Origin of the sequence: Rhodoplanes sp. SY1, from assembly GCF_046000175.1 — a bacterium.
Classification (GTDB): Bacteria; Pseudomonadota; Alphaproteobacteria; order Rhizobiales; family Xanthobacteraceae; genus Rhodoplanes.
Window position 1 is genome coordinate 1 of record NZ_JBEOMB010000441.1, and the last position, 1,114, is coordinate 1,114.

Consider the following 1,114-nt stretch of genomic DNA (forward strand, 5'->3'; position numbering starts at 1 on the left):
TGGGTGTGCCGCGCCTATGCGGACGTCACCTCGCATGCTTGCGGCGAGGTCCAGGCGCACGGATTCTGGGCGACCGTGGACTCGCTCGCCGACGGTCCGGCGTCGCTCGACACGCTGAAGCGCCACGCCGAAACCGGCCGCCCGTTCGGCGAGGGACGGAACCGGCATGTCGTCGTCGAGGCCGCCGAAAGCCCGCCGGGCGAGCAGCATCTGGCGCTCTGCAGCGTCCGTGTGATCGCCGGCACGGTCGGGCCGCCGCAGGATTGCGCGACGGTGGCGATCCTTCGGCCGGACGTGACCCTGCTGCGCAGTGACGTGAAGCGGTGGGAGAGCGAATCTCTGATGTGCCGGGTCAGCGCGACCTTCCGGCTCGACGGGGTCACCATCGACTTCGGTTTCGTCGTCGACACTGGCCATGGTCCCGAGGCGTTCGCCACGCCGCTCGGCAAGCTGCTGCGTGAGGAATTCGGCTTCGCCACCGAGATGCAGGTGGAGCGAAGCGAGGATGGCAAGGTCACGGCCGTGTCGTTCGTGGCGGCGACGGCGCCCCGCGACTCGCTGATCCTCGCCGGAGGATGGCGCGAGTCCCTCAATTTCGATCTGCGCATCCTGCGACAGGGACGCGGGGTCGGCGTGTCGGGGACGACGCGCCCGATGGTGTGCCGACAGGCGTCCGGCCGTCTCGTCGACTACAGCGCGCCGGACGACGTTCAGCGCTCCACCTACGCGACGGTCATCAACGACAAGATCGTCCGAGCAATCACGACCGCCTGCGCCGAGGTCACCCGCGTCGACGACAAGAATCTCGTCTGCAAATGACCGGAGCCGGAGCATGACGACCGACCGAGCACGCCGGATCCTGATCATCGCCAGCCTGGCGATCACCGGCCTTCAGATCGTGTTTCTGGTGATCGCGCCGGTCGTCGACTATCCGCTGACCTATCCGAAGAACCTCGACCTTCTGCAGATCGTTACGCCGGTCTTCCTGGGCTATCTCGGCTCCGCGGCCCATTTCGTCTTCAAGCCGGCGCAGGCGGACGAAACGACGGCCAGTCCGTATCTCGGACTGCTGACCGTCGGCCCGCTCGTGATCTATGCCGCCGCCGTCGCCGCA

2 protein-coding genes are annotated in these 1,114 nt (G+C 67.5%); both read left to right on the forward strand.

The genetic code is table 11. The features are described from left to right. On the forward strand, positions 1–819 hold an 819-nt coding region (locus ABTU92_RS30225), incomplete at its 5' end, for a hypothetical protein (RefSeq protein ID WP_408095222.1). Between the two features lie 13 nt (positions 820–832). Continuing rightward, positions 833–1,114: hypothetical protein (locus ABTU92_RS30230; RefSeq protein WP_408095223.1), on the forward strand; the 282-nt coding region annotated here is incomplete at its 3' end.